The sequence below is a fragment of the Streptomyces sp. NPDC013455 genome (assembly GCF_040632975.1).
Taxonomy (GTDB): domain Bacteria; phylum Actinomycetota; class Actinomycetes; order Streptomycetales; family Streptomycetaceae; genus Streptomyces.
The window spans coordinates 60,359-72,613 of record NZ_JBEYCX010000017.1 but is presented as its reverse complement, the minus strand read 5'-3'; the positions used below and the strand labels follow the sequence as shown (position 1 = coordinate 72,613).

Below are 12,255 nucleotides of genomic sequence, written 5' to 3'. Positions count from 1 at the left end.
GTGTGGACCCCGTCGTGCGATCGAGTGGTTTCATGCTGCATGCTGGGCAGTTCAGCAGGGCTGACGGCACCGATGGTCGTCCGAGGATTCCCGAAGGTTACGGAGCGGCGCATGACGAGCACCTTCCCCAACATCTCCATCAGCACGGAGCGGTTGGTGCTGCGTCCCCTCGACGAGGACGACGTCCCCGCCATGGCCGAGATGATGAACGACGAGCAGGTCGTCGCCTGGACCACCGTCCCCCACCCCTACACCGAGGCCGACGCCCGCCGGTGGATCACCCGGATCGCCCCCGGCGAACGCACCGAGGGCCGCGGCATCGTGCTCGCGATCACCGAGTTCCTCACCCAGCGGCTCGTCGGCGTCGTGCATGTGCGGAACACCGACTGGCGGGTCCGCTCCAGCGAGATCGCCTACGTCGTCGCCCCCTGGGCCCGCGGCGAGGGCTACGCCTCCGAGGCCGCCCTGGCCACCGCCCAGTGGCTCTTCCACGACCAGGGGTTCGAGCGGCTCGAACTGCGCACCGCCGCCGACAACACCGCCTCCCAGCAGGTCGCCCAGAAGATCGGCTGCATCAGCGAGGGCGTGCTCCGCAACGCCTGGATAGCGCGGACCAGGACCGAGGACGGTGCCTGGACCGAGGTGCGCACGGACATCATCGTCTGGAGCCTGCTGCCGGAGGACCTCGCCGGAGTCAGCGAGCAGCTGGCCGACACGGGCGGTTTCACGTCGTACTCGGACTGGAACTGAGCCCGCGGGCGACCGGCCCCCGCACCGCACCCGATACCCTCACGGAGCCCGCCCCGGGCTCTTTCCCGCAAGACCCGCGCAAAACCCCTGGAGACTGACGACGATGGCCGACCGGGTCACGGTGATCGGCTGGGACGGCTCGCCGCTGACCGATGCGGCACGGGCCGCCCTCGGCGCCGCCACCCTCGTGGCCGGTGCCGCCCACCACCTGGCGCTGCCCGAGGTGCCGCCCACCGCCGAGCGGATCCGCCTGGGCAGCCTCGCCCTGGCCGCCCGCCGCATCGCCGCCCACCGCGGCACCGCGGTCGTGCTCGCCGACGGCGACCCCGGCTTCTTCGGTGTCGTACGGACGCTGCGCGCACCCGAGTTCGGCCTGGAGGTGGAGGTCGTCCCCGCCGTCTCCTCGGTGGCCACCGCCTTCGCCCGCGCCGGCATGCCCTGGGACGACGCCCAGGTCGTCGTCGCCCACCCGCGCACCCTGCGCCGGGCCGTCAACGTCTGCCGCGCCCACCCGAAGGTCGCCGTCCTCACCGCGCCCGGCGCCGGCCCCGCCGAACTCGGCCTGCTGCTGGAGGGCGTCCACCGCACCTTCGTCATCTGCGAGGAACTCGGCACCGACCGCGAACAGGTCACCGTCGTCACCTCCGACAAGGCCGCCGACCACACCTGGCGCGACCCCAACGTCGTGATCGTCATCGGCGGACCGGCCGGCGCGGGGGAGGGCGGCGGCTGGATCGCCGGACGCGAACCGGGCGCCGGCCCGCGCGGCTGGGTGCAGCCCGACGAGACCTACGGCGCCGGACCGGGCGGAGGGCTCGGCGAGGGCGAGCGCGAACTGCTCCGCGCCGCCCAACTCGCCCGCCTCGGGCCCCGCGTCGGCGACCTGGTGTGGGACATCGGCTCCGGCTCCGGCGCATTCGCCGCCGAGGCCGCGCGGGCCGGCGCCGCCGTGATCGCCGTCGACCGCGACCCGGCCGCCTGCGCCCGCGCCGAGGGGGCCGCGCGCCGGTTCGGCGTCCAGCTCCAGGTGGTCTGCGGCACCGCCCCGCACGTCCTGGAGAACCTGCCCGAGCCGGACGTCGTACGGGTCGGCGGCGGGGGACCGGCGGTCGTCTCCGCGGTCGCCGACCGGCGCCCGCAGCGCATCGTCACGCACGCCGCCACCCGCGACGCGGCCGAACGCGTCGGCCGCGACCTGACCGAGCACGGGTACCTGGTCGAGTGCGCCCTGCTCCAGTCCGTCGAACTCGACACACGTGCCTGGACGGAGACCGAGCGGAGTGTCGCGTTCCTGCTCAGCGGGGTGCTGCCGGACCGCGCCCCGTGATCCTGTTGTCGTACCGGCGCGGTAGGCTGGCCGATCGTTGTACCGCACCGGTGGCCCGAACTTCGTGCGCCAATGTCCGGAACGCACACCCGTTTTGGGGTGGGTGTGGTACGGCGGAACCGGAGGACGCGCAACGTGGCGCAGTCCACAGCGAGCTGTCGCGGATCATGCTGTCGCTACGGCGGCACGGCCGGGACAATGCCACTGAATGGCTTTGTCGCCTTTTCCGGCGGGTCGTTCGTGCCGCTGGGCACGGACGCTCGTTCTTCACTGCGGGGCGGTCGGTGCGCCGTTCCGGGTGAGCTGGTCGTAGGAGCACTAACCGATGGGCGAGGGGTACGCATGACCGACACCGGCCAGGTCCCGGGCGAGGGGCAGCCGGAGAGCGCAGGCATGGTGGAGCAGCCGGGCGTCCACGCGCACGGCGCGTACACCTACCTCTCCGAAGCACCCGCCGAGGACGAAGACCTGCTGCTGCCGGGTGCCCAGGGCGCGTGGGGCAACGAGCTGCCGCCCCCCGCCCCGGAACCGGTCGTCGAGGCCGTCCACGAGCCGGGCCCCCACGAGATGAGCGGCCGGGACAGCGGCTCCGTCGACCTCAGCGGCGTCCGGCTGCCGCATGCGGGCCCGGCCTCCGTGCCGCCGTCGCCCATCCTCTCGACGCCGCACGACCCGGCGGCCGCGCCGCAGCCGCAGCGCCGCCCGCTGCACCTCGGCCCGCCGATCCCCGACGCCTCCGCCAGCCCGGTCCGCTCCCTCGCCGACCGAGGCCCCGCGGGCGCGCCGGTACGCCAGCCCGGTCCGCCGGCCGCCGGCCCCGAGTACCTCGACGCGCAGCCCCTGGGTGACATGGCCCCGCAGAGCGCGGCCCCCTGGGGCGCGGCCCCGGCCGCCCCGGCCCAGGTCGACACCCGGGCCCCGGCTGCGGAAACGGTTAGTCCGCCCGCGCCCGCGCCCGCCGAGCCGGCCGACGCCGCCCAGGCCGCGGTGGCCCGCCTCGCCCACCAGGCCGCGGCCCGGGTACACCCCGGCGACGCCGCCCACGCGCCGGGCCCGGCGGTCGTGCACGCCCACGACGGGGTGCAGCCGGTGCACGGTCACGACGGGGTGTACAGCGCGCCGGCCGTTCCGCCGGCCGAGAACCCGCCGGCCGCGGCCGAACAGCCCGCCCCGGACGCCGGGGCCGCCCCCGAGCCGCTTCCGGCGGAACAGGGCGCGCAGGGCGTTCCGGTCCCGGGGGAGCAGGGCGCCGAGGGCGCTCCGGCATCGCCGGCGCAGGGTGCCGAGGGCGTTGCGGCCCCCGGGGAGCCGGCCGCCGAGGGCGTTCCCGTGCCGGTGGCGCAGGGTGCCGACGGCGGACTCGTGGCCGAGGTGACCCCGGCTGAGCAGACGGTGCCGACGGAGCAGGCGGTGCCTGCCGCCGAGGGCGCCGTGCCCGCGCCCGGGGAGGCGCTCGGGCAGGTGCCCGTAGGGGAGGGGCAGACCACCGGGGTGCCGGGCGGTGCCCAGGGCCCGGAGCCGGCTGAGAGATCCGCCGCCGTCGCCGACCAGGACGTGGCGGAGCCTCAGGAACAGGCCGTTCCGGCGTCGGAGGGCGCCGAGGCCCCCCAGGCCGCACCGGCCGCCGAGGCCCCCCAGACCGCTCCGGCCGCCGAGGCCCCCCAGACCGCTCCGGCCGCCGAGGCCCCCCAGACCGCTCCGGCCGCCGAGGTCCCCCAGGCCGCACCGGCCGCCGAGGCCCCCCAGACCGCTCCGGCCGCCGAGGCCACCGCCCTCGCTCAGTCCGCCGAGGTCATCGACCCCGCTCAGTCCGCCGAGGCCACCATCCCCGCTCAGTCCGCCGAGGCTCCCGCTGCCGTGGCCGCACCTGCGACGCCCGAGACGGCGGCGAGCGGTACGGCGGCCGACGGTACGGCGGTGATCGGTACGGCGGTGGCAGAGACGGCTCAGCCGGTCGCCGCAGCCGCAGAGCCGGTGCAGGCCGTGCCGCCCGCCGGGCCCGCTCAGCAGGCCGCGGCCGCCGCGCCGTCCACCGAGGGCGTGCAGCCCGCTGCGGCCGCCCAGCCCGCCGACGCCACCCAGGTCGCCGACGCCCCGCAGCCCGCCGACTCCGTCCAGGTGGCCCCGCAGCCCATGGCCGTGCCGGACGCGACCCCTTCCGCGGACGCGACCGCTGCTCAGGACGCGGCAGCATCGGATGTGACCGCTGCTCAGGAAGCCGCTGCACCGCATGAGGTGATCGCCGCTCAGGGAGTGGCCCCGCAGGAGGGCACAGACCCCACCGGCGTGCCCACCGCCCCGGAGGCCGGCGATTCCGCCGGCGCGGCCGTCGCTCCGGAGGCCGGCGCGCCTGTCGGCGCGGCCGCCGCCCCGGACGTCACCGACACCGTCGCTCCGGACGTCACCGACCCCGCCGGTGCGGTCGCCGCCGTGGCCGTCACCGACCCCGCCGGCGCCGTGCCCGCCCCGGACCCCGCCCAGCCCGCCGGCCTGCCTGCCGTCGAGGCGACCGTCCCGGTGACCGCCCCCGCCGCCGAGCCCGTCGCCCCGCAGGACGCGCCGGCCGTCACCGACCCCGCCGCCCCGGTGCAGCCGGCCCCGGACGCTCCCGGTGCCACCGACGCCGTACCCGTCGTGGCGGAGGCCGCCGCCCTCCAGGAGCCCACCGTGCCCGTCGCGCAGGCCCCCGACGCCCAGGCGCCGCAGGCCGACGCACCGGCCGGGGAAGCGCCGCAGGCCGACGGGCCCGCCCGGCCCGCCGGTGCCGGAGCGCCCGAGGCCGCCGAGGTGGTGGCCGAGCCGGCCGTGCTCCAGGCGCAGGGCCCGCAGCTCGCCGGGAGCATGCCGCAGGACGCCGCCCCCCCGGCCGCGACTGACGCCCTGGCCGCGACTGACGCCCTGGCCGCGACTGACGCCCTGGCCGCGACTGACGCCCTGGCCGCGACTGACGCCCTGGCCGCGACTGACGCCCCGGCCGCGACGGACGCCCCGGCCGTGGCCGCCGTGCCCCAGCAGGCGCAGGCCACGGACGTCGCCGGGCAGGACGCGGCCGCCGGGACCGGCACCCCCGTTCCGGCCGCCGGCCCGCAGCTCCCGTCGCAGGCGCAGGTCACCGGCGTAGCGGATCCGGCGGCGGCCCCGCAGCCGCAGTACCCCGAGCAGCCGCTCGGGCAGTTCGTGCCGGTGGAGGGCCAGGTGCCCACCACGCCGCACCTGGCGCCCACCCCGCCGCAGCCGCTCGTCGTACCCGCGGAGGCCCTGGTGGCCGGCGAGCCGCAGGAGCCCCAGGGGGCGCAGGACCTGCAGGGTCCGCAGGAGCTGCAGGGTCCGCAGGGGCAGCCGGAGCCGGTGGCGATGGTGCCCGCGCCCCGGGAGGGCGAGCCGGGGGCCGCGCCGGACGCGGAGCCCGCACCCGATGTCGTACAGCACGCGGAGGACCTGGAGACCAGGGCCGCCGACCAGGAAGAGAGCACGGCCGAAGTGGCGGAAGCACGAGAGTCCACCGGTCCGGCGGCGCCCGGATACGCCGACGCCGAGCGCGAGGCCGTCCTGAAGGTGATGCGCGAGCGCCGCGACATCCGCAACGGCTTCCGCAGCGACCCCATCCCGCACGAAGTCCTGCTGAGAGTGCTGGAGGCCGCGCACACCGCGCCCTCCGTCGGCCACTCGCAGCCCTGGGACTTCGTCGTGATCCGGTCCGCCGAGACCCGGCGGACCATGCACGAACTGGCGATGCGCCAGCGCGAGGCCTACGCCAAGTCGCTGCCCAAGGGCCGGGCCAAGCAGTTCAAGGAACTGAAGATCGAGGCCATCCTCGACACCCCGGTCAACATCGTCGTCACCGCCGACCCCACCCGCGGCGGCCGGCACACCCTCGGCCGCCACACCCAGCCGCAGATGGCGCCCTACTCCTCGGCGCTCGCGGTGGAGAACCTCTGGCTCGCCGCCCGCGCCGAAGGCCTCGGCGTCGGCTGGGTCAGCTTCTTCGACGAGCGGGAGATGGTCCGCGCGCTCGGCCTGCCCGAGCACCTGGAGGTCGTCGCCTACCTGTGTGTCGGGTACGTCGACGAGTTCCCGGACGAGCCGGAGCTGATGCAGGCCGGCTGGTCCAAGCGGCGCCCCCTGTCCTGGGTGGTGCACGAGGAGACGTACGGCCGCCGCGCCCTGCCCGGAGAGGAACCCCACGACCTGCTCGCCGAGACCGTCGCACAGATCCGCCCGCTGGACGCCAAGGCGCTCGGCGAGGCGTGGGAGCGCCAGAAGCGCATGACCAAGCCGGCCGGCGCGCTGGGCATGCTGGAGATCATCTCCGCTCAGCTGTCCGGGCTGTCCCGGCAGTGCCCGCCGCCGATCCCGGAGCCCGCCGCCGTCGCCATCTTCGCCGGCGACCACGGCGTGCACGCCCAGGGCGTCACCCCGTGGCCGCAGGAGGTCACCGCCCAGATGGTGGCCAACTTCCTCGGCGGGGGAGCCGTCTGCAACGCCTTCGCGAGCCAGGTCGGTGCCGAGGTGTGCGTCGTGGACGTCGGCGTCGCCGCCGACCTGCCCGCCACCCCGGGCCTGCTGCCGCGCAAGATCCGCGGCGGCACCTCCGACATGACCACCGGCCCCGCGATGACCCGCGAGGAGGCCAAGGCGGCCATCGAGGTGGGCATCGAGACCGCCCGCGACCTGGTGGCGGCCGGCAACAAGGCGCTCCTGACCGGTGAGATGGGCATCGCCAACACCACCGCGTCGGCCGCGCTGATCTCCGTCTTCACCGGTGCCGATCCGGCCGAGGTCACCGGCCGCGGCACGGGCATCAACGACGAGACGCTCGCCCGCAAGACCGACGTCGTCCGCCGCGCCCTGGAGCTGCACCAGCCGGATCCGGCCGACCCGATCGGCGTCCTGGCGGCGCTCGGCGGCTTCGAGCACGCGGCCATGGTCGGCCTGCTGCTCGGCGGCGCCTCGCTGCGGACGCCGGTGATCCTGGACGGCGTCAGCGCCGGCGCGGCGGCCCTCGTCGCCCGCGCGATCGCCCCCGAGGTCCTCGCGGCCTGCATCGCCGGCCACCGCAGCGCCGAACCCGGCCACGTCGCCGCCCTCAACAAGCTCGGCCTCAGGCCGCTGGTCGACCTCGACCTCCGCCTCGGCGAGGGCACGGGCGCCCTGCTCGCGCTGCCGCTGGTGCAGAGCACGGCGCGGGCGATGCACGAGGTGGCCACCTTCGATTCGGCGGGCGTCACGGAGAAGTAGGTCCCGTAAGACGGGTGGTTCGGTGTTCAGCAGTCGGACCACCCGTGTCCTGTGGCCGGCCCACACCCTAAAATCTGCACGTCAGGGCCGCTCCGAAGGTGCAGCGCGCCCATCGCACAGCTGCACGAGGAGTCGCCCCTCATGGCCGAACACCCCGCCTACCCCGTAGGTCTCCGCCTCTCCGGCCGCCGCGTGGTCGTCCTCGGCGGCGGTCAGGTCGCCCAGCGCCGCCTCCCGGCGCTCATCGCGGCAGGCGCGGACGTCGTCCTCGTCTCCCCCTCGGCGACGCCCTCGGTGGAGGCGATGGCGGACGCGGGCGAGATCACCTGGCTGAGGCGCGGCTACGAGGACGGCGACCTCGCCGAGGCCTGGTACGCCCTCATCGCCACCAGCGACGCCGAGGCCAACACGCGGGCCTCCGCCGAGGCGGAGCGGCACCGCGTCTGGTGCGTCCGGTCCGACGACGCCGACCAGGCGACGGCGTGGACCCCGGCGACCGGCCACAGCGAGGGCGTCACGGTGGCCGTACTGACCACGCACGCGCGTGGCCGTGACCCCCGGCACACCGCCGCCATCCGGGACGCGGTCGTCGAGGGCCTGCGCGACGGCACGCTCGTCGCCCCGCACCACCGCACCCGCACCCCCGGCGTGGCCCTGGTCGGCGGCGGCCCCGGCGACCCCGACCTGATCACGGTCCGCGGCCGGCGCCTCCTCGCCGAGGCGGACGTCGTCATCGCCGACCGGCTCGGCCCGCGCGACCTGCTCGCCGAGCTCCCGTCGCACGTCGAGGTGATCGACGCGGCGAAGATCCCCTACGGGCGGTACATGGCCCAGGAGGCCATCAACAACGCGCTGGTCGAGCACGCCAAGCAGGGCAAGGCGGTGGTCCGGCTCAAGGGCGGTGACCCGTTCGTCTTCGGCCGGGGGATGGAGGAGGTGCACGCGCTCGCCGAGGCCGGCATCCCGTGCACGGTGGTGCCGGGCATCTCCAGCTCCATCTCGGTGCCGGGCGCGGCCGGCATCCCGGTCACGCACCGGGGGGTGGCCCACGAGTTCACCGTGGTCAGCGGCCACGTGGCGCCCGACGACGAGCGTTCCTTGGTCGACTGGCCGTCGCTGGCCAAGCTGACCGGTACGCTCGTGATCCTCATGGGCGTCGACAAGATCGGGAAGATCGCCGAGACGCTCGTCGCGCACGGCAGGTCCCCCGAGACCCCGGTCGCCCTGGTCCAGGAGGGGACGACCGCCGCGCAGCGGCGCGTGGACGCCACTCTGGCCACCGTCGCCGACACGGTCCGCGCCGAGGACGTGAGGCCCCCGGCGGTCATCGTCGTCGGCGAGGTCGTCCGGGTCGGCCCCGAAACCCCGGCGTGACGGTCCACGACCCTGGCTTGATCACGCGTAACCCGGGGTAACCCGCCCCCGCCCAGCCGTTGGCACCACACCCAGGACAAGGCAGTATCACCCCCGTGGCCGAACTCATCACCATCGAGGACCCCGACGACCCGCGCCTCACCGACTACACAGGCCTGACCGACGTGGAGCTGCGCCGCAGGCGCGAGCCCGCCGAGGGCCTGTTCATCGCCGAGGGCGAGAAGGTCATCCGCAGGGCCAAGGAGGCCGGCTACGCGATGCGGTCGATGCTGCTCTCGGCCAAGTGGATCGACGTCATGCGCGACGTCATCGACGAATCCCCGGCCCCGGTGTACGCCGTCAGCCCGGAACTCGCCGAACGCGTCACCGGCTACCACGTGCACCGCGGCGCCCTCGCCTCCATGCAGCGCGAGCCGCTGCCGACGGCCGGCGAACTGCTCCGTTCCGCCCGCCGGGTGGTGGTCATGGAGTCGGTCAACGACCACACCAACATCGGCGCGATCTTCCGCTCGGCGGCGGCCCTCGGCATGGACGCGGTCCTGCTGTCGCCCGACTGCGCCGACCCGCTGTACCGGCGGAGCGTCAAGGTCTCGATGGGCGCGGTGTTCTCGGTGCCGTACGCCCGTCTGGAGAGCTGGCCGAAGGACCTGGACTCGGTCCGCGAGGCCGGCTTCACCCTGCTCGCGCTCACCCCGGACGAGAAGGCCCGCATCCTGGACGAGGCCGCCCCGCACCGGATGGACAGGGTGGCGCTGATGCTCGGTGCCGAGGGCGACGGACTCTCCACCCGGGCGCTGGTCGCCGCCGACGAGTGGGTCCGCATCCCGATGTCCCACGGCGTCGACTCCCTGAACGTGGGCGCGGCGGCCGCGGTGGCGTTCTACGCGGTGGCGACGGGCCGGCCGCAGTCCTGACCGGGGCGGTGCCCTGACACGGCCGGAGCGGCGTCGTCCGCCCCGGCCGTCCGCCGTCCGGTGCCCTCAGTTCCCGGCGTCGCGGCTCACCGTGGACGTGTACGGGTCCGGCCCGGCCTTGCCGTCACCGGACGGCACGTAACTCGGCTGGGCCTGCCGCTGCCGCTGTACGCCGTCGTCGCCGAGCCCGCGCGCCGGGCCCTGGCAGCCCTGGGCCACCGCGATGCCGAGTGCCACCAGCAACGTCACCACCACGAACACGAACAGCCGCTGCCGCAGCAGCCGTGGATTGGCCGGCCGCCGCCCGGTGCCCGTCGGCCGCCGCCCCGGCCGCCCCTGGCCGCTGCGCGGAGCGGGCCGGCCGCCGCTGGAACGCGGGCCGCCGCCGCGCGGCGCCGGGGTGGGACGCGGCGTACCCGGCCGGGACGAGGAGGCGCCGCCACCGCGCCCACCGCCGTCGCCCCGCGAGGCCACGCCACCACGGGAGGGGACGTCGCCGCGCGAGGCCGGTCCGCCGCGCGAGGGGAGGTCGCCCCGCGAGGCCGGCCCGCCGCGCGAGGGAACGCCCCGGGACGGGGTGCCCCCGCGCGGCAGCGGCGTACCCGGGGAGGTACGCCGCTGGACGCGCTGCTGGTCGGGATAGGTGTCGGCGAGCCGCCCGGTGGGCCGGTCCGCCTCGGCGGAACGCGGCGCGGGCGGTCGTACGTCGGACAGGCCCTGCGCCTCCCGCGCGGCGATCTCCTTGAGCCGCAGCGACAGCTGGAGGGTGCTCGGCCGCTCCTCGGGATCCTTCGCCAGGCAGGCCCGGATCAGCGGGGCGAGCGCGTCCGGCACGCCGTACAGCTGCGGCTCCTCGTGCACCACCCGGTACAGCATCACCTCGGAACTGCCGTGTCCGAAGGGCGAGTCACCGGTGGAGGCGTAGGCCAGGGTCGCCCCCAGGGAGAACACGTCGGTGGCCGGTGTGACCGCCGCGCCGCGCACCTGCTCGGGGGCGAGGAAGCCGGGGGAGCCGACGGCGGTGCCCACGTGGGTGAGCGTGGAGGCGCCGGTGGCCCAGGCGATGCCGAAGTCGATGATCCGCGGCCCCTTGGGGGACAGCAGGATGTTGGAAGGCTTCAGGTCCCGGTGGACGACACCGGCCTCGTGCACCGCGACCAGCCCCTCGGACAGGGCCGCGCCGACCGCCGCGGTGTCCGCCGCGCCGAGCGGGCCCTCGTCGGCGACCTTGTCGTGCAGGGAGGGGCCGGGCACGTACTGGGTGGCGAACCAGGGCCGCTCGGCCTCCAGGTCGGCCGCGACCAGCCGCGCCGTGCAGCCGCCGCGGATGCGCCGGGCCGCCGAGACCTCACGCGCGAACCGCGACCGGAACTCCTGGTCCTCCGCCAGGTCGGGCCGGATCACCTTGAGCGCGACCCGCTGCCCCTTCTTGTCGGAGCCGAGATAGACCACGCCCATCCCGCCCGCGCCGAGCCGTCGGTGAAGCCTGAACGAGCCGACGACGCGCGGGTCCTCGCGCCTCAGGCGCATCATCGCCATGTTCATCCCCGCTGCCCGGTCCCTGTGACGAGGCACAGCTTACGTTTCCACGGCCGCCTGCGCGCAGAGGCCGCGCCCTCTCGGCCGGACGGATTGTGCGGGCCGTTCGGGGGAGGTGAAACGCGGTCAGGAAGCCCGGCGCAACGGCGACTTCAGACGGTCCGCGGTCCCAACCGCCCGGTGCCGGGCGGAGGTTGGGACCCCGGGACGGCGCCGTGCCCGGCTCCGCCCGCCCGTCGGCCCACGGGCGCGGCCGGCACGCGCGCCCGGCCGCGCCCCGGATCGAGAGCCGTGTCCGGCGCCCCCGGCGGTCCCGCCCCCAGTGATCGAAGTCACTCCCGGTCCACCCTCAAGGACGCTTCGGAAAAGACCGGACACAGCGGGCGACCCTTCGGGGAAGACCCCGAGACCTAGGACCCCGCCTCCACCCAGGGGAGTACTCCACAGGCCGGGGCTCATCCTTGCGGAGGCCCGCTATTCGGTACGAAGGCATGACGCCCGCCGGCTGCCGCGCGCCTAGATTTGAGGTCAAGCGGCGGGTGCAAGCACTCGTCCCCCGAGGTCGGACACCCGCCGCTTGCCGATGACAACCGAAACGGTCAGGAGAGGGACCATGGCCCACACGGCTCCGCGACGCACGACGTTCGCCCCCCGCCGCACGGGCCGCCGCCACCCCCTGGTGGCGACGCTCATGGCCCTTCCCCTGGCGGCCCTGCTCCTGCTCGTCTTCGACGGCTGGGAGACGGTGGCCACACAGGCGTCGTCCGTGGGTGCGATGCTGGGGCGCTGAGCGGCGACCCCAGGCCCGGAAGAGCGGTCCGGGCGGGGACATCCATCCATGAAACCCCGTGGGGACGGGGGTGCGGCGGACGGCACAGATGCCGGCGCAGCTGGGGAGCTGCGCCGGCATTAGCCGTTGCAGCCCCTCCCGGCGTCCCCCTCCCACTCCGGCCCGGCAGCGGCACGGCGCGCCGCGCCGAGAGGCCCGGCGAGGCCCCCGCCCGGCGGCAGCCCGGTGCACTCCGCACGGCGCAGGCAGACGGAGGCCCCCCGGTGCCCCCGGTACGCTCGGCCGAACAGCCCACCCCGCCCGAGGCAGCCTTGACCGCAGAA

General features: G+C 75.9%; 7 protein-coding genes. 6 read left to right on the top strand and 1 reads right to left on the bottom strand.

What is annotated here, in order from left to right:
- Positions 1-111: 111 nt before the first annotated feature.
- From ABZ576_RS25110 to ABZ576_RS25090, 5 genes are all read left to right on the top strand, one after another.
- Complete coding sequence (locus ABZ576_RS25110; RefSeq protein WP_360744952.1) at positions 112-750, top strand: GNAT family N-acetyltransferase; 639 nt, start codon at positions 112-114, stop codon at positions 748-750.
- Between the two features lie 103 nt (positions 751-853).
- Complete coding sequence (gene cbiE / locus ABZ576_RS25105; protein ID WP_360744949.1) at positions 854-2,077, top strand: precorrin-6y C5,15-methyltransferase (decarboxylating) subunit CbiE; 1,224 nt, start codon at positions 854-856, stop codon at positions 2,075-2,077.
- A gap of 342 nt (positions 2,078-2,419) precedes the next feature.
- Positions 2,420-7,315: a nicotinate-nucleotide--dimethylbenzimidazole phosphoribosyltransferase gene (gene cobT, locus ABZ576_RS25100; RefSeq protein WP_360744946.1), complete on the top strand. Its 4,896-nt coding sequence runs from the start codon at positions 2,420-2,422 to the stop codon at positions 7,313-7,315.
- A 141-nt stretch (positions 7,316-7,456) separates the two neighbouring features.
- Positions 7,457-8,689: a uroporphyrinogen-III C-methyltransferase gene (gene cobA, locus ABZ576_RS25095; protein WP_360744943.1), complete on the top strand. Its 1,233-nt coding sequence runs from the start codon at positions 7,457-7,459 to the stop codon at positions 8,687-8,689.
- A 95-nt stretch (positions 8,690-8,784) separates the two neighbouring features.
- Positions 8,785-9,603, top strand: a complete 819-nt coding sequence (locus ABZ576_RS25090) for an RNA methyltransferase (protein ID WP_360744940.1) — start codon at positions 8,785-8,787, stop codon at positions 9,601-9,603.
- 66 nt (positions 9,604-9,669) lie between these two features.
- Here the strand turns inward: ABZ576_RS25090 and ABZ576_RS25085 are convergent, their stop codons facing one another.
- The gene (locus ABZ576_RS25085; RefSeq protein WP_360744937.1) at positions 9,670-11,148 is read right to left on the bottom strand and encodes a protein kinase; all 1,479 of its coding nucleotides are present in this window, start codon (positions 11,146-11,148) and stop codon (positions 9,670-9,672) included.
- A gap of 607 nt (positions 11,149-11,755) precedes the next feature.
- Here ABZ576_RS25085 and ABZ576_RS25080 point away from each other — a divergent pair.
- Positions 11,756-11,932, top strand: coding sequence for a hypothetical protein (locus tag ABZ576_RS25080; RefSeq protein WP_023552040.1), 177 nt, complete (start codon positions 11,756-11,758; stop codon positions 11,930-11,932).
- Positions 11,933-12,255 lie beyond the last annotated feature (323 nt).

What these genes read in the sequence shown, in the direction of transcription:
- cobA (WP_360744943.1), top strand. Translation starts at nt 7,457, where the DNA reads ATGGCCGAACACCCCGCCTACCCCGTAGGTCTCCGCCTCTCCGGCCGC.
- cobT (WP_360744946.1), top strand. Translation starts at nt 2,420, where the DNA reads ATGACCGACACCGGCCAGGTCCCGGGCGAGGGGCAGCCGGAGAGCGCA.
- ABZ576_RS25110 (WP_360744952.1), top strand. Translation starts at nt 112, where the DNA reads ATGACGAGCACCTTCCCCAACATCTCCATCAGCACGGAGCGGTTGGTG.
- ABZ576_RS25085 (WP_360744937.1), bottom strand. Translation starts at nt 11,148, where the DNA reads ATGAACATGGCGATGATGCGCCTGAGGCGCGAGGACCCGCGCGTCGTC.
- ABZ576_RS25080 (WP_023552040.1), top strand. Translation starts at nt 11,756, where the DNA reads ATGGCCCACACGGCTCCGCGACGCACGACGTTCGCCCCCCGCCGCACG.
- cbiE (WP_360744949.1), top strand. Translation starts at nt 854, where the DNA reads ATGGCCGACCGGGTCACGGTGATCGGCTGGGACGGCTCGCCGCTGACC.